This is a genomic window from Paenibacillus glucanolyticus (assembly GCF_037333485.1).
Taxonomy (GTDB): Bacteria; Bacillota; Bacilli; order Paenibacillales; family Paenibacillaceae; genus Paenibacillus_AQ; species Paenibacillus_AQ glucanolyticus.
On the sequence record NZ_CP147845.1, the window covers coordinates 1,935,218 to 1,951,014 of the forward strand.

At 50.3% G+C, this 15,797-nt stretch carries 14 protein-coding genes; 12 read left to right on the forward strand and 2 right to left on the reverse strand.

From position 1 onward, the window contains the following. Positions 1 to 7 precede the first annotated feature (7 nt). From WDY75_RS09355 to WDY75_RS09380, 6 genes are all read left to right on the forward strand, one after another. On the forward strand, positions 8 to 664 hold the full coding sequence (locus tag WDY75_RS09355; protein WP_006211869.1) for a GntR family transcriptional regulator: 657 nt from the start codon (positions 8 to 10) through the stop codon (positions 662 to 664). A 55-nt stretch (positions 665 to 719) separates the two neighbouring features. Next, positions 720 to 1,745: a zinc-dependent alcohol dehydrogenase gene (locus WDY75_RS09360; protein WP_063480263.1), complete on the forward strand. Its 1,026-nt coding sequence runs from the start codon at positions 720 to 722 to the stop codon at positions 1,743 to 1,745. A gap of 76 nt (positions 1,746 to 1,821) precedes the next feature. Beyond that, positions 1,822 to 2,808 (forward strand): TRAP transporter substrate-binding protein, encoded by a 987-nt coding sequence (locus WDY75_RS09365; RefSeq protein ID WP_006211867.1) that lies wholly within the window; start codon positions 1,822 to 1,824, stop codon positions 2,806 to 2,808. 29 nt (positions 2,809 to 2,837) lie between these two features. After that, on the forward strand, positions 2,838 to 3,338 hold the full coding sequence (locus WDY75_RS09370) for a TRAP transporter small permease (protein ID WP_006211866.1): 501 nt from the start codon (positions 2,838 to 2,840) through the stop codon (positions 3,336 to 3,338). Continuing rightward, positions 3,338 to 4,618 (forward strand): TRAP transporter large permease, encoded by a 1,281-nt coding sequence (locus WDY75_RS09375; RefSeq protein ID WP_006211865.1) that lies wholly within the window; start codon positions 3,338 to 3,340, stop codon positions 4,616 to 4,618. The genes WDY75_RS09370 and WDY75_RS09375 overlap by 1 nt, the downstream gene beginning before the upstream one ends. A gap of 104 nt (positions 4,619 to 4,722) precedes the next feature. Beyond that, positions 4,723 to 5,382 (forward strand): class II aldolase/adducin family protein, encoded by a 660-nt coding sequence (locus WDY75_RS09380; protein WP_063480262.1) that lies wholly within the window; start codon positions 4,723 to 4,725, stop codon positions 5,380 to 5,382. 236 nt (positions 5,383 to 5,618) lie between these two features. On the opposite strand, the gene WDY75_RS09385 is transcribed toward WDY75_RS09380, so the two are convergent. After that, entirely contained in the window at positions 5,619 to 5,807 is a 189-nt protein-coding gene (locus WDY75_RS09385) for an HXXEE domain-containing protein (RefSeq protein WP_006211863.1), read from the reverse strand. A gap of 305 nt (positions 5,808 to 6,112) precedes the next feature. Between WDY75_RS09385 and WDY75_RS09390 the strand changes: the two genes are divergently transcribed. From WDY75_RS09390 to WDY75_RS09405, 4 genes are all read left to right on the forward strand, one after another. Next, a complete protein-coding gene (locus WDY75_RS09390; protein WP_063480261.1) occupies positions 6,113 to 7,039 on the forward strand; it encodes a carbohydrate ABC transporter permease in 927 nt (308 codons plus the stop codon). Beyond that, positions 7,036 to 7,860, forward strand: a complete 825-nt coding sequence (locus tag WDY75_RS09395) for a carbohydrate ABC transporter permease (RefSeq protein ID WP_006211861.1) — start codon at positions 7,036 to 7,038, stop codon at positions 7,858 to 7,860. Before WDY75_RS09390 ends, WDY75_RS09395 begins: the two co-directional genes overlap by 4 nt. A gap of 94 nt (positions 7,861 to 7,954) precedes the next feature. Then, positions 7,955 to 9,298 carry an ABC transporter substrate-binding protein gene (locus tag WDY75_RS09400; protein ID WP_063480260.1) on the forward strand — a complete coding sequence of 448 codons (1,344 nt, stop codon included), beginning with the start codon at positions 7,955 to 7,957 and terminating at the stop codon, positions 9,296 to 9,298. 125 nt (positions 9,299 to 9,423) lie between these two features. Next, entirely contained in the window at positions 9,424 to 10,317 is an 894-nt protein-coding gene (locus tag WDY75_RS09405) for a DUF4097 family beta strand repeat-containing protein (RefSeq protein WP_063480259.1), read from the forward strand. Positions 10,318 to 10,442: 125 nt separating this feature from the next. Here the strand turns inward: WDY75_RS09405 and WDY75_RS09410 are convergent, their stop codons facing one another. After that, on the reverse strand, positions 10,443 to 11,144 hold the full coding sequence (locus WDY75_RS09410) for a MerR family transcriptional regulator (RefSeq protein ID WP_063480258.1): 702 nt from the start codon (positions 11,142 to 11,144) through the stop codon (positions 10,443 to 10,445). A 303-nt stretch (positions 11,145 to 11,447) separates the two neighbouring features. Here WDY75_RS09410 and uvrA point away from each other — a divergent pair, with 303 nt between their 5' ends. Together uvrA and WDY75_RS09420 are read left to right on the forward strand one after the other, a co-directional pair. After that, positions 11,448 to 13,949, forward strand: a complete 2,502-nt coding sequence (gene uvrA / locus WDY75_RS09415) for an excinuclease ABC subunit UvrA (RefSeq protein ID WP_063480257.1) — start codon at positions 11,448 to 11,450, stop codon at positions 13,947 to 13,949. A gap of 30 nt (positions 13,950 to 13,979) precedes the next feature. Further along, on the forward strand, positions 13,980 to 15,746 hold the full coding sequence (locus WDY75_RS09420) for an ABC transporter ATP-binding protein (protein WP_036641494.1): 1,767 nt from the start codon (positions 13,980 to 13,982) through the stop codon (positions 15,744 to 15,746). The last annotated feature ends 51 nt before the right edge of the window (positions 15,747 to 15,797 follow it).

A 15,797-nucleotide genomic window follows, 5' to 3' on the forward strand; every position in this document is an offset into this window, starting at 1 on the left:
TACACGAATGACGATGGATAAAAGCAAAGGGGCAGCATCTTCTCTTCTGTTAAAGGATGTGGCCTACAATGAAATCAAGGAAAGCATTCTGAATGAGAAATTTGAGCCGGGCCGATTTTTGTCCGAGAGGGAATTGATTGAGCTGCTAGGGATGAGCAAGACGCCGATTAAAGCGGCACTGACACGGCTGGAGACCGAGGGGTTTGTCACCGTTTCCTCGAAGCAGGGCATCATCATTAATGATCTGTCCGTGAACCGGATTGTGGATATATATGATTTGCGGATTGCGCTTGAGACGTTCAACTGCCAGCAGATCGAAACCAGACTCACGCCTGAACAGGAGAAGGAGCTGGAAGGCAATCTGGAAGAAACGGCAGAAATCGTCAGCCGACTTGATGTGAAGAATTTTGCCCAGGCCGACCATGACTTCCACCTGATTATCTGCGAATGCACGGGCAATCAGGAGATTCACCGGGTGCTGCTGAACTACCATGATCATCTGCAGCGGATCACGCGCCGACATTTGCGGAAGGATCCGCATCGGATGGAGAAGTTCCTGGAGGATCATTGGAAGATTTACGAAGCGCTGAAGACCGGCAAGGAGAGCAGTGCGGACGTGATGCGCCGTCATTTGCAGGAATCAAAGCAAGCGCTTTTTATATAACAGAGAGATACGAAATCATTCCGTGAAGCTTGAATTACAACAAGGGGGAGAGACAATGAAGGCTGTATATGTGGAGGATGCATACAAAGTTGTCGTTAAAGACGTGGATATACCGGAGATCGGGACGGGGGAAGTATTGATACAGGTAAAAGCCGCCGGTATTTGCGGTTCGGATATTCATACTTATAAGGGATTGCATCTGTTTCGGAAGCCGCCGGTCATTATCGGACATGAATTGTCCGGTGAAGTCGTGAAGGTCGGCAAGGACGTCACCTCCTTCAAGCCGGGGGACCGGGTAACCGTTGAGCCGCAGGTGGGCTGCGGCAAATGCGATTACTGCCTTACCGGCAGAACGAATTATTGCGCGGAGCGGGGAGCGCCTGGCCTGAAGGGCTGGTATGGCTCGATGGCTGAATATTTTGCCGCCCCGGAGACGTGTGTGTTCAAACTGCCGGATCATCTGGACCATGAGCTGGGTGTGCTCGTTGAACCGTTTGCGGTAGGGGTTCATGCGGTAAGGAAAGCCGGAATTGAAATTGGAGACAAAGTTGCCATTCTTGGAGCCGGTCCGATCGGGCTGCTCGCCATGACGGCAGCCAAGGCGGCAGGGGCTACAACGCTGATGGTTACCGATGTGATGGATTACGCGCTTGAATCCGCTAAGGAGATGGGAGCGACTCACACCTTAAATATTCACGGCAAGGATCATTGGACAGAGGATGCCAAGGCAGACATTGCAGGCGAATTTGATAAGGTGCTGATTGCGGCCGGCGTTCCGGGAATCGTGGATGATGCCCTTTCCTTGCTTCGCAAAGGCGGCCGCTGTGTAACGATTGCGATGTTCCATGGCACGCAAACCTTCGATATCGTAAATTTGCAGCAAACAGAGAAAGAAATTGTGGGCTGCATGACCTATACGCGTGAAGATACCATTTCGGCCATTGATTTGTTGTCCAGCGGGGCGGTGAATGTCAAATCAGTCATTTCCCATCGTCTGCCTTATGAAGAGGCGGCGGAAGGCTTCCGTCTAGTGGACAAGAAAGAAGATTCATCTCTGAAAGTCATTGTCACCTTTGAATAATCAGCATATTCCCCGCGGCTTCTGCTTCTAGGGACGGAAGCCGCAGGAACTTCATATCAGATTGGGGGAACGGCAAATGTGGAAAAGAATCACAGTTGTCATGGTGGTTGCACTGCTCATTGTAAGCGCTTTATTTATAACCAAGCCCAATACGAGCGATGGTCCGATCAAGCTGAGACTCGGCCATATTACGGGCGAATCCGATCCATGGCATCTCGGTGCGCTTAAATTTGCGGAACTGGTCAAGGAGAAAACGAACGGAGAGATTGAGGTCGAAGTTTATGCCAGCTCCATGCTTGGGAATGACCGAGACCTGATCGAAGGCATGCAGATAGGGTCGGTGGATTTTGCACTGCCGGCCGGCGTATTATCCAATTTCTATAGTCCTTATGCAATTCTGGAGCTGCCATATTTGTTCCGCGACAAGCAGCATCTGGAGAATGTGCTCTATGGCGATGTCGGAGACGAACTGAAGCAGAGCTTGCTTGATAATGCCGAGGTCCGTGGCTTGGAGTTCTGGATGAGAACCCCGCGCGAGTTGACCGCGAACAAGAAAATTGAAACGCCAAGCGATCTGCGCGGTTTGAAAATCCGCGTGCCCGAGATTCCGGCTTCCATTGCAGCTTGGGAAGCGATGGGCGCTACGCCGACGCCAATGGCCTTCGGAGAAGTGTACTCCTCGCTTCAAACCGGAGTCATCGATGCACAGGAGAATCCGGTTGCTTTTACGGCAAGCTCCAAAATTCAGGAAGTCCAGAAATATATGATGATGACGGATCATGTATACGGCTACGTGATGCTTGCTATGAGTGAAGTGACGTACCAACGCTTGAATGAGTTCCAGCGGCAAGCGGTTGAAGAGGCTGCCAAGGAAGCCACCGAATATGAGAATCAGTTGGTGTTTGAACAGGAAGAGCAGATCATCAATCAACTGAAGGAGTTTGGAACCGAGTTCGTTGAGGTTGAAAAAGGTCCATTCGAGGCCGCTGCCAAATCCGTGCATGAACGCTTTGCCAACATGTACGGAAGAGAGCTTTACGACAAAATTATTAATACGCCATAACCATTTTTTCTCAATAGGGGGGATAAGCCATGCGGCAGACATTAAAAGCGATCGACGCGCTCAACAAACTCGTGGGCATCGCAGTGGCCATGATCCTGGGTGTAATGTCCATCCTGATTATCATGCAGATTATTTACCGGATTATCGGTTATCCACTTCACTGGTCCGAGGAACTTGCGAGATATTTGATGGTTTACCTCGTATTCCTGGGTTCCTCGCTTGCACTGCGGCATCACCGTTTGGTTGCGATCGAGCTGCTGCCGGAGCTGGTGAGTGAAGTAAACAAGAAGGTTATCCGCATTACCGTGATGGTGATATGCATTGTGTTCTTTGTTCTTTTGCTGGTCCAGGGCATTGATATTCTGAATCGGGTATCCGTGCAGTCGTCGGCAGCCATGGGACTCAGCATGTCGATCCCTTATGCGGCGATTCCTGTCGGGGCGATGCTGCTCATTATCAATGCGGTAGCGGTCATTCTGGAAACGATTGTTTCCGAGAAACTACCGCCAGCGAAGGAGGAAGGATTATAATGCCTATCATACTATTCGGATGTCTGATCCTTTTCTTCGCTATCAGCGTACCGATAGCCGTCTCAATGGGAATGGCTTCGGCGGTGGCGATCTGGTGGGAAGGCGGCACGCCGCTGCTTGTTCTGGTTCAGCGTTCATTCACGTCAACGGATTCATTCCCCTTAATGGCGATTCCATTCTTCGTATTTGCAGGGACATTAATGGAATTTGGCGGAATTTCAAGAAGGCTCGTGAATCTGGCCAATGCACTGACAGGTCATTTACCCGGCGGACTTGGACTTGTAACGATTGTAACGTCGATGTTCTTTGCTGCGATATCAGGCTCTTCCGCTGCTGCAACGGCAGCACTTGGCAGCATTCTGATTCCTGCGATGATCTCCCGAGGATATCATAAGAACTTCACGGGGGCCCTTCAGGCAACATCGGGTGAGCTGGGGGTTATCATTCCGCCAAGTATTCCATTGATTCTATATGGGGTAGCGGCGGAAACTTCAATCGGTGATCTGTTTATGGCGGGACTTATTCCGGGACTGATGATTGGATTGTCGCTGATGATAGCCGTTTACATGATTGCTAAGCGCAAAGGCTACGCACGGGAAAAAAGAAAGACGCGCGCAGAGGTATGGCAGGCTTTCAAGGAGTCGTTCTGGGCAGTTCTTATGCCAATCATTATCCTTGGCGGAATCTATGGCGGTATCTTCACGCCAACGGAGGCCGCAGGCGTTGCTGTAGCCTATGCCTTCATCGTTGGCGTATTCGTTTACAAAGAGATTAAATTCTCCAAGCTGATTAACATTCTGACGCAATCTACGATTACGACCTCTGTCATTATGTTCATCATTGCAAGCGCCGGATTGTTCAGCTGGATTATGACGCGCGAAGGAATTCCACAGGCAGTTGCTGGCTTCTTCGTGAACATATCCGATAATCCAATCGTATTCCTGCTGTTGGTTAACGTATTCCTGCTCATCGTAGGAATGTTCATGGAGTCCAATGCATCGATTATTATTTTAGCGCCGCTGCTGGCTCCAGTAGCTGCCGAGTTCGGTATTGATCCAACCCATTTTGGGATTATCATGATCGTCAACCTGGCGATTGGGATGTGTACGCCGCCGCTTGGCATCAACCTGTTTATATCCGCGCAGATTGCAAAAATCCGGCTGGATCAGATCAGCAAAGGCATGGTGCCGTTCTATATTGTGCTGATTATAGACTTACTGTTGATTACGTTTCTTCCGCAATTGTCGATGTTCCTACCAAACTTGTTGGGCGGTAAATAAGGGACTCACGAAGTCAACGTGTAGAAGTCAACGTGTAGAAGTCAACGTGTACTAGTAAGGGAATCTCAAGTGAAAAATATAAACTGATTCAGGAGGTCGATCTCATGGCTAACGTGGAGACGATTAGAAAAGAACTGCAGCATACCGGTAAATATATGATGCAATACGATCTGGCTTGGGGAAATGCAGGCAACATCTCTGCCAGGAGCGAAGGTGATCGTTACGTGGTCACGGCCAGCGGTACCTTCCTCGGAGAACTGGAGGAGGCGGACTTGATCGAATGCGATCTGTCCGGGAATGTGTATGGAGCTGAGGGACGTAAACCGTCCAAAGAAACCCCCATGCATCGAGCGATTTACGAAAGCCGTCCGGAGATCGGAGCCGTGCTTCATGCATCCCCGTTCTATACGACGCTTATTGCGTGTTCAGATCTGGAAATTCCTTCGAACATGTTCGTTGAGACGATGTATTACCTGGAGCGAATAGAACGAGTGCCGTATTGCCATCCAGGAAGTGATGCGCTGGGTGAAGGCGTCCGGAAAAAGGCCAAGCTTGCCAATGTGCTGCTGCTTGAGAACCATGGCGTGGTTGTTTATGATACCACCATCCGCGAAGCCCGGATGGCACTGCAGACGCTGGAGGTTGCCAGCCGTATGTTGATTACTTCGATGAGCGCGAAGGTGGGCATCCAGGGACTTGGCCCGGAGACGGAGCTGGAATTCCTGGAGAAAGCCGGATACAAGCCTAGACGTAACTGGAGATAAACACAGAGCTTTGGATACATGATGAATAAGTAATGTAATGCTGCCGGATGATGAGATCCGGCGGCATTTTTTTTAAAAAAACACCAGTAGGCATCAACTTCGAACGTTTAACAATCTCTGCGAATGGGCGCAATCTGCTTCCGGAAGCGTTAGACCAAACCATACCAAACAAAGTACGACGGGTAAGGAAATCATAGTTCCAATTGGGAGTGCAGCAGGTTCAACGAAATCTTCGTTCAGGAAGCGATAAAGGTATAAATGCCATATGGGATTTCCAGAAGCGCTGCCGTAATGACACCGGGCGTATACGCTTTAAGCGCGATAGAAGCTCCTACCTGCTTCACTCCGTCCAGCAGGAATACTGCAACAAAGCCGGTAAACAGGGCATTTAGGCCGCTGTCGGGTTCAAAGTGCAAGGCAGTCACGAAGGTAATACTGGTGAGTCAGAGCCGATCAGAAGTACAGCCCATGTAAATTGCAGGGTGATGTTCTTGTCCCACCGAAAATTACAATACATGGGATTATATGCATATGTGAATATTCGTTGACAATATTTGAGAGCCGATTGTAATATAGGAGCAGCTACATATGTGATGGAGAACAGGAGAATCACATCATTGCTTGTCTGTTTAGGCATGCAGTTTTGTGACTTTTTTTGTTCTCTTTTTTTGCGGAATTTTGCTTTCCATTTCGGTTTGAGGGGAATATCCCAAAGAAAGGGGAATGGCAATTGCCTAATTATGAAAGCGTTTTAAATGACAGAAAATCTAAGGAGGTAAGAAAAAGAGTTTGGAAAGAGCATGCTTTAGCCTATGGATTTTTGGCACCCTCCGTCATCGTATTTATGATGTTTCTGTTCTATCCGATGTTGAAATCAGTTTATCTTAGCATGACCATTACCGATCCCCGAGGTCAAGTGGTCGAATTTGTGTGGCTGGAGAACTTTATCCGGCTCTTATCGACAGGACAATTTTATAAAAATTTGGGTGTCACCTTGATGTTTATACTGTTCACGGTCCCTACCTCCTTAATCTGGTCGCTATTCCTGGCTGCCATTACCCACAACAAGCTGCGCGGCATGAAGGTGTTTCAGTTTATCTTCTCCTTGCCCATCGTGATTTCGGTCGGAACCGGCTCGATTATTTGGTTTCTGTTGTTTCATCCTACGGCAGGGATGCTGAATTATTTTCTAAGTCTCGTTCATGTCGGGCCGATTCCCTGGTTAACCGATCCTTCGTGGGCGCTTATCTCCATTTCCATCATGACCATCTGGATGAACATGGGATTCCTGTATATTCTGCTGTCAAGCGGATTACAAGGGGTGCCGGAAGAGATTTACGAAAGCGCTAGAATGGACGGCTCCGGGCCGATTCGGACATTTCTGCAAATCGTGCTGCCACTGCTGTCACCGACCATCTTCTTCGCCTTGATCGTTTCGGTTATCAGTGCATTTCAGGCGTTTGGGCAAATTCACATTTTGACGAAGGGCGGTCCGATCAATTCCACCAATGTGATGGTTTACTCCATCTATCAGGATGCGTTCGTTAATTTCCGATTTGGCATTGGCAGCGCGCAGGCTTTGATTCTGTTTGCGATTATTCTGCTCTTGACTCTGCTGCAGTTCAAAGTACTGGAGAAGAAGGTGCATTATCAATGATCCTGCGAAGAGCTGCGTCCGCATTCACGTATCTGCTGCTTTTGCTCTTGTCTTTGGTCGTGTTGTATCCGCTTATCTTTACCGTGTTCTCTTCCTTTATGACGGAGAAGGAGGTAGCTAATTTTCCGCCGCCGTTGTTCCCGTCGAGCTTCTACCTGGGCAATTTCGCGGAAGCCATTTCAGGGTTTCCCATCGTCCGCTTTATTCTGAACAGCTTTATTGTTTCTACCGCTATCATGCTCTGTCAAGTTATTACTTCGAGTCTGGCGGCTTACGCATTCGCATTTTTGAATTTTAAGGGGAAGGCCGTGCTGTTCGGACTCTTCCTGTCCACGATGATGATTCCATGGGAAGTGACGATTATTCCTAACTATCTGACAATTAAGGATTGGGGATGGATGGACAGCTACCAAGGGTTGATCGTACCTTTCATGGCGGGTGCTTTTGGGGTGTTTCTGCTCCGTCAGTTCTTCCTGCAGCTTCCGCGCGAGCTGTTTGACGCGGCCAAGATCGACGGATGCGGTCATATTCGTTGTTATTTCTCCATGGTGCTCCCGTTGTCCCGGTCGTCCATTGCCACGCTGGCAGTGTATACATTCCTTACCCATTGGAATCACTTCCTGTGGCCGCTGCTCATTACGAACAAGGCGTCGATGCGCACGGTGCAGATCGGGGTCGCCATGCTCCAGCATGCCGAAGTGATGTCATGGAATCTGATTTTGGCGGGCGTGACGATTGTGCTGATCCCGTCGTTTGTGCTGCTCGCTTTTGGAGTAAAACAACTGGTTCGCGGAATTACGGCAGGTGCGTTGAAGGGCTAATGAAGTGGTGCGCTTGCACTTATGCAGGCTTATCATAGGTTGTTATTTTGAATAGAAAAGGGAGGGCATTGGTGTGAGGAAGAGAAGAATCAGGATGATTGGTGTGGTGCTGGCTGCGGTCATGGTGCTGCTGAGTGCATGCAACGTTAATATGGGGGAGGAGCCGGCGAAGGGGACGGATACTGGCAGCAAGACAGAAGCTGGCGTGCAAAAGGTTGTGTTCTGGCATGCGATGGGTGGAGCGACAACCAAGGTGGTTGACCAGCTTGTCGCCAACTTTAACGAGTCCCAGGATAAGGTACAGGTTGAAGCGGTGTATCAGGGGACTTATGATGATTTGTTAAGCAAATTAAAGGCGTCGATGGGTACAAACGAGGGGCCGTCCGTTGTGCAGATGTACGAGATTGGCAGCCGTTTTATGATTGATTCCAAACTGATTACCCCCATGCAGGACTTCATTGATGCGGACCAATGGGATGCGGCTCAACTTGAACCGAATATCAGCGGCTATTATACATTCGAGAACAAACTGTACTCGATGCCGTTCAACTCATCCAATCCTATATTGTATTATAACAAGGACTTGTTCAAGGATGCCGGACTAGACCCGGAGAATCCTCCGAAGACGTTTGAAGAGTTGACGATTGCGGCCGAAACGATATCGAAAAAGGGGAAAGCCGTGGGCGCTAATTTCGCGATTTACGGCTGGTTCATGGAGCAGCTATTCGCGAGCCAAGGTGCTGAATACGTGAATCATGGGAATGGCCGTGATGATCTGGCAACGGAATCACTAGTAAACACGGAACCTGGAGTAAAGGTGTTAACCTGGTGGAAGAATTTGATTGATTCGAAGGCTGCCAACAATCTGGGACGCAAGACCGACGATTCCAAAAAGGCTTTCTCGGCGGGCCAAGTTGCCATGATTCTGGATTCGACTGCGGCATTGAAAGGACTGGTTGACAGTGCGGAGGGGAAATTCGAGGTGGGAACGGGGTTCCTTCCCAAGCCGGCAGGCTCGGCTGAAGGAGGAGTAATCGTTGGCGGAGCAAGCTTGTGGATGATGAACAGTCGTCCTGACACAGAGCAAGAGGCCGCATGGGAATTCATTAAATTTCTGACTTCTCCATCTCAGCAAGCGTACTGGCATATCAATACCGGGTATTTTCCGATCACAATGAAGGCGTATGAGGAGGACAGCGTGAAGGAAAATCTGGAGAAATTCCCGCAGTTCCAAACCGCGATTGATCAGCTGCATCAGACGAAGCTGGTCAAGGCGACACAAGGTGCGGTGATGGGGGTTTTTCCGGAAGCGAGGCAGATCGTGGAAGGCGCAATCGAAGAAGTGCTTAACAACAAAAAGTCTCCGCAGCAGGCACTAGATGATGCCGCCAAAGAAATCACGGCTAAAATTCAGGACTATAATCGAACCGTGAAGTAGCACTTTCAATCATTTGCCCCCGACTAAAGTCCAGGAAGCAACCAGTCCAGGGAAGCGTGTTAAATCCTGCCATCCAGTTATAATGGATTTATACATAAACAGGAATGGACTGGGAGGATCATAACATGAAAAAGCAAAGAACGATGGCGGTTAAAATCGCATCGCTAATGGTTTTTGCCGTGCTGGTCGGGTGTGATGCAGCCAACAACGCAGATGAAGCCGTCATTCAGGAGCTTGATAAATTAGCACAGGTTGGGAATATTGCAGGAGATTCCGCGGTGGCAATCAGCGATCATGTCAAGCGGGAGGGGAAAGAGTTCGAATTGACGGCGGCCCAGGAAATCGGCACAGCCGAGGGATTAGTTGTTGACCATGCCGTGGGCAATATCGAGCTCATCGCAGCATCCGGCAGCGAGATCAAAGTAAAAACAACCGTGTGGTTTAACGAAGCTTTCTTTAAGAACGATAACATCCGTACCCAGGTTACAGAGCAGGCGGCCAGCTCCTTTACACTCAAGGACGGCATGCTGCAATTAAGAACCCATCCTAAAGAGGACTCAAGCACGAGTCTGTGGGATTGGTCGCAGAAGCAGTTTGGCGACTCCGGGTTCATGATTGATTATGTGATCGAAGTGCCGGAAGCCCTTCAAGAGGTTCGCATGAATAATGATGTCGGAAAGGTCCTTGTGAACGATTTGAAGGGGGCTTTTGATCTTCGATTAGGGACCGGGGAGATTCAGCTCAACAAAACGGAAATTACGGGGAATTCCAAAATCGTAACCGAAGCCGGCAGCGTCAAGATGTTGCTTGAGGAGATCGATAAGGACAGCACCCTGGCGGTTAACACGTCGGCAGGGAGCATCACGACCACGTTTGCGCCGCAGATGAAGTATACGCTGGATACCCAAACCGAGCTTGGGCAGATTACAGGCGCAAGCCGGGGGCAGAGCGACGTGAACGGTGGCGGAGCTGCGATATCCCTATCGACCTCGGTGGGCTCCATTAAGGTTAATCCATAGAAATCGTGTGCATACGGTCACAGGAATCATAAGGTCATAGAATGCAAGAAACAAACCAGCACGGATGTGTTCCATCCGTGCTGGTTTGTTGTATGTGTACACCACAATATGAAAGGGAACTGGAATTACATTAATTTCAATACTCGGCATAACTGGTATAGGTAGTGTACGCCGCGCATTTGGTTGTGGTTGCGGTAATTCAGATACACCAGCGTGTCCTTCAGTACCCGCCTGGCGTTATGGACATGATGGTGCTCGAGTTCTTGCAATACATCCTTGATGACCTCCAGCGGGTAATTGGCCGAGCGGAGAATACGAATGATCATAATCTGCCGGATCTGAGCATCATCGAATTTCCGGTAACCGTTGTCCTGATCTCGAGGCAGGTTAAGAATGCCTTCCTTCTCCCAGTGGCGGATGGCCGAGGTGGGAACGCCGGTTTCAGCGGCAACATCACCGATCGTCAGCTCTTTTTTCCGGCCACGGGCATCTACAATATCAAGCTGCTCGGTATCCAGAATGCGGATCGTCCGCTCTGCAAGGATTTTATCCTGTTGAAGGCGGGCTTGTACCTCGCTTACGATCCAAAGCGCTTCATCCACTTCTTGTTCCTGCAGTTTGACCATCACTTTCTTAGTAACATCTACACCGAAACCGGGAAACATGGCCCTTATGCATTCAAAATAAGCGGCATGCTCCTCGGTATATACCCGGTATCCGTTCGGGGCACGTTCAGCAGGAGGGACGATTCCCCATTTCTCATAGTGCTTGAGTGCACTTGTGGTAATCCCCAGCTTTTTTGCTATATCAATCGGTCTGATGCCCATAATGGTCCCCCTTGCCTTACGCGGATCTGCCATAATCCTTTTTTCTGGGGGATTGTATCATGAAGTAAGGGTCAAAGAAAAGAAGCCTGATGGGAAAATAACGAAACGAACTATTTATAGCCCATTATCTAGTCCGTGCGATGGTACACGGATAAACCGCCAACAAACATTATACATAAACCTTAAAGTGATGTGACGGATTCCGCCTTTGAAAACGGTGATGGATCAACCTTTTTAATTGTGGAATTTTAGACTTGCATCAATGTTGTAAGATGGGTTTGTAAATCGAAGGAGGTTGGAATTATGAATGGAACGATTAAGATTCGCGGTGCGCGGGAGAACAATCTGAAGAATGTCTCGCTTGAAATCCCGAAGTACAAACTGGTTGTCATGACGGGCCCCTCAGGATCGGGTAAGTCCACACTCGCAATGGACACTCTTCAGCGTGAATGCCAGCGGCAGTATATGGAATCCATGGGCATGGTGTCGGACTCGGTCAGCAAGCCGAAGGTGGATTCGATTGAAGGTCTCTCCCCGTCGATCAGCGTGGGTCAGCACATTACGAACCGGAACCCGAGGTCGACCATCGGAACGGTGACGGATATCTACACGCTGCTGCGGATTTTATTTGCCAAGCTTGGTGAGCGTACCTGTCCTTCCTGCGGGGACACGGTCACGCCGAATGTGGAGGGGGAAACGTATCACGGTCCGTCGGACGCGGAAGAGATCAGCGACTCCCACGAGACGGTTCATTGTAGGCGATGCGGTCACAGTCTTGATAAGTTAACGATGTCGCATTTTTCCTTTAACAAGCCGGAAGGCGCCTGCGAAACCTGCAGCGGACTCGGCCAAACGGTCAGCCTGAATATGGATGCCGTGTTCAATCAGGAACTGAGTATAAGAGACGGTGCGGTCAAGCCATGGTTCAACGCTTTAGTTGAGTATCACACGAGTACGATGAAAGTAGCCGCTCAACATTATGACTTCACGTTCGATGATCATTTGCCGCTGCGGGACTATAACGAAGTTCAGCGTGATCTTCTGTATTACGGCGTTGAGAGTGAGCAGTTCATTCGGCATTTTCCGGAAGTGAAGCCGCCGAAGTCCGTAGGGCAAGGCAAATACGAAGGTGTTGTAACCGGAATATGGAGAAGGTACCGGGAGAAGGGGAGCGAATCCGGTGAGGCGGTTCTGTTTCAGGAGCAGCAATGTCCGGATTGTCATGGAACGAAACTGAAAGAAGGCAGCCGCCGGGTCCTTGTTGCCGGGGCGGCTATCCATGAGGTCAATGCCTGGTCGATTGGGGATGCACTCGCTTGGATGGAAGCATTACTCGGAAAGCTATCCTCGGATCAGTTAATGATCGTGGAACCACTCATCTATGATTCCGTAGTGAGACTGAAACGCATTATGGATGTCGGCCTTGGCTATATGTCCATGGATAGACAAGTAGTGACGATGTCAGGCGGAGAAGCCCAGAGGCTTAGACTGGCATCGATTCTGGGATCGGGGCTTACGGGGGTCCTGTATATTTTGGACGAACCGACGACCGGGCTTCATCCCAAAGATACTCGTGGACTCATTCAGGTTCTGAAACAACTGAGGGATCTGGGCAACACGGTGCTTGTGATCGAACATGACGAAGAAGTCATGCGTGCCGCAGATCATATCATCGACATCGGACCGGGTGCGGGAACGATGGGCGGTACGGTGGTGGGTCAGGGAACACTGGAGGAATTAATCCACAGCTCCGACTCCGTTACCGGATCGTATTTCCGCGAGAATGGAATGCTTGCGGCACCGAGCCGGCGCAGGACAGGGAACGGCAGCCTGCTTACGATCGAGGAGGCGCATTTAAGGAATTTGAAGAACATAACCGCATCGTTCCCGCTCGGCTGTCTCATATCGGTGACAGGCGTGTCGGGATCAGGCAAATCCACGCTCTTGTTTGACCTTCTGGCGGAATCCGGAAGCGATCAATCAACTCCAACCGGCTGCAAAGCGATTACGGGCTGGGATTCCGTGGGACAACTCATTACGGTTGACCAATCTCCGGTATCCCGCATGCAGCGCTCCAACATTGCCACTTACACGGATGTGTATACCCATATTAGAAACTGGTATGCCGCTATGCCGGAAGCCAAACAAAGCCAGCTGACAGCGAAGCATTTTTCATTCAATACACCAGGTGGCCGATGTGAGACCTGCCAAGGTCTTGGCGTGGTCTCGGTGCATATGCATTTTCTGCCGGAGCTGGAAGTGCGCTGCCCGGATTGCAGAGGGAGGCGCTTCAAGGAAGAGGTTCTGCGCGTGACTTACAACGGTTATACGATCTCCGATATTCTGGATATGACAATTGAAGAGAGCCTGACGCTGCTGGAGGAGCGGCCGAAAATCATGGAGTTGACCAAGCTGCTCTGCGATGTCGGACTTGGTTATTTGAAGTGGGGTCAATCGGTTCGAACGTTGTCCGGCGGCGAGGGTCAGCGGATTAAGCTGGCGAAGGAACTGAGCAAGAAGACGAGGAACCACACGCTATATTTGCTGGATGAACCTTCAACCGGCTTGCACCCAGGAGATGTGTTGCAATTGCTGCTTCTGTTGAACCGCTTGGTGGATGCGGGGAACACCGTCATTCTGGTTGAACACAATCTGGACCTGATCTGGAACTCCGACTGGATTCTTGATATTGGTCCTGGCGGGGGAGCCTCCGGCGGATCGGTGGTTGCAGCGGGAACGCCTGAGGAAGTGGCGGCAGTGGAAGCATCGTTTACCGGCCGTTTCATCCAAGAAATCTATATGTGATCATAGCGAAAGAGATAGGAGGGATTCGATATGGAGCAAACCGTAGAAGAAGAGAAAGGCAAGGTAACGAAGACCACGATTCGCTATTTTATCCAACTGCTGCGTTCCGCGGGTATTCCGAAGCTGGTGCTCTTTCTTGCCATTCTGCTAAGTATGGTCGGGGCGGTGACCGGACTGGTCGTCCCGCTCATCACCGGCCAATTGATCGATAATTTTGCAGCGGATTCGTTTAATGTCCGCACGGTCGGATTTCTGGCGATTCTGTTCCTGCTGGAAGCAGTAGCAAGCGGACTCTCGTATTATATGCTTGCCTTTGTCGGAAACCAGACGGTGAACAAGATTCGCAAACGGCTCTGGAGCAAAGTGCTGGCGTTGCCGGTTCCGTTCTTTGACAAGCATCGCTCGGCGGATACGATGAGCCGGGTGGCCAACGATACGAATGAAGTGAAGACGCTGATCACGGATCATCTGATCGCTTTTTGTTCGAATCTGTTGACCGTGATCGGTGCCGTTGCGATCCTGTTTTATCTGGATTGGCGGATGACCCTCATTATCCTCATCGCAGTCCCGGTAGGGTTCGGAATCTTAATGCCCATCGGCGGTAAAATGTACAAAATCTCCATCAGCATGTATGGACAGCTTGCCCAGTTGTCGGCCATGCTGACCCAGGTGATCGGCGAGATCCGACTGGTGAAGGCATCCAATGCCGAGCGGAAGGAGGAGAAAAGCGGCTACGACGACATGGACAGCCTGTATCGCTTCGGTATGAAGGAAGCCAAAATCAACTCGGTCCTGATTCCGTTGATGTCCATGGTCATGGTCGTGCTGCTGGTCGTTATTATCGGGTACGGCGGTGTTCGCGTCTCTTCCGGTGCGCTCAGCGCAGGTGAACTGGTGTCGTTTATCCTGCTGCTGTTCCAGATCATGTTTCCGTTCAGCCAATTCGCTACGTTCTATTCCCAGCTGCAGAAGGTAATGGCAGCTACCGAGAGATTGCGGCTTATTCTCGAATTCAAGCCGGAAACCGATGATCGAGCCATACGTCTTGCACCGCAAGGGCATCGGAACATTGAATTTAAAAAGGTTGGGTTTGCCTATCATGAAGGGGAGACGATCCTGTCCGACGTATCGTTCGCGATACCTGCCAAGAAGGTAACCGCCCTGGTTGGGCCGAGCGGCAGCGGAAAAACGACGGTTTTTTCCCTGATTGAACGTTTTTATACGCCTTCCGGCGGGGAGATTTGGTTTGGTTCGGACGAGATTCGCGATTATACGCTGGACTCCTGGCGGCGAAAACTCGGGTATGTCTCCCAGGACAGCCCGCTGATGACCGGAACGATTCGGGACAATATCGTTTATGGAAGGGAGGAGCCAGTCTCCGAGGAAGAAATAGCTGAGGCGGCAAGACTGGCTTATGCCGAGGGATTTATCGAAGCTTTGCCAAGAGGGTATGACACGGAGGTTGGCGAGAGAGGCATCCAGTTGTCGGGAGGCCAGCGTCAACGGATTGCAATTGCCAGGGCGCTCTTGCGGAAGCCGGATATTCTGCTTCTGGACGAGGCAACGGCAAGTCTGGACAGTGATTCCGAGCATGAAGTGCAGAAGGCCTTGAATAATCTGATGGTGGAGCGCACGACCGTGGTCATCGCCCACCGGTTATCTACCGTTGTTGAGGCCGATCAGATTATCGTCCTTGAGAAGGGTCATATTACGGGGAGCGGTACGCACGAGGAATTAATCGAGAGCCACCCATCCTATGTGGAATGGGCGAAGAAGCAGTTCCAGACCGGTGAATAGAGGTAGTAATAGAAATCGGGGAACAACCGGATTGGGGAGAATGATCCGTAT